This window comes from Dyella sp. ASV21 (assembly GCF_016428975.1).
Taxonomy (GTDB): domain Bacteria; phylum Pseudomonadota; class Gammaproteobacteria; order Xanthomonadales; family Rhodanobacteraceae; genus Dyella.
Genome location: NZ_JAELTT010000246.1, coordinates 1 through 392, shown reverse-complemented (window position 1 = coordinate 392; position 392 = coordinate 1). Strand labels below are relative to the sequence as shown.

Below are 392 nucleotides of genomic sequence, written 5' to 3'. Positions count from 1 at the left end.
CCCCCCCCCCCCCCCCCCCCCCCCCCCCCCCCCCCCCCCCCCCCCCCCCCCCCCCCCCCCCCCCTTTTTCATGCTACGGCGACCACCGCGATCTACACCCGAACGTTGTCGTCGGCAGCGTCAGATGTGTATAAGAGACAGTACCTAGCCTGTATCGGGCTGGGGGCGGCTTTGCGACGAAACCACCGCTGCGGCGACGAAGGCCGCGTTGACGAGGACGAAACTAAGGTGGCTCAGTGGCCGAACAGCGCCCGATGCGGGCCAAAGCGGTACCACTGAAGCACCGAGGATGGGAGGCGAGGCCCCAGATCCAACCCCACGCCTTCGCATAGTGCCAAGGCATCCAGCAGGGCGCGTTCCTGTCTCTTATACACATCTCCGAGCCCACGAGA

The 392-nt window shown here is 67.3% G+C and carries 1 protein-coding gene; it reads right to left on the bottom strand.

What is annotated here, in order from left to right; translation table 11 throughout:
* Positions 1-233 precede the first annotated feature (233 nt).
* Positions 234-374 carry a hypothetical protein gene (locus JHD67_RS21620; RefSeq protein ID WP_199101192.1) on the bottom strand — a complete coding sequence of 47 codons (141 nt, stop codon included), beginning with the start codon at positions 372-374 and terminating at the stop codon, positions 234-236.
* Positions 375-392 lie beyond the last annotated feature (18 nt).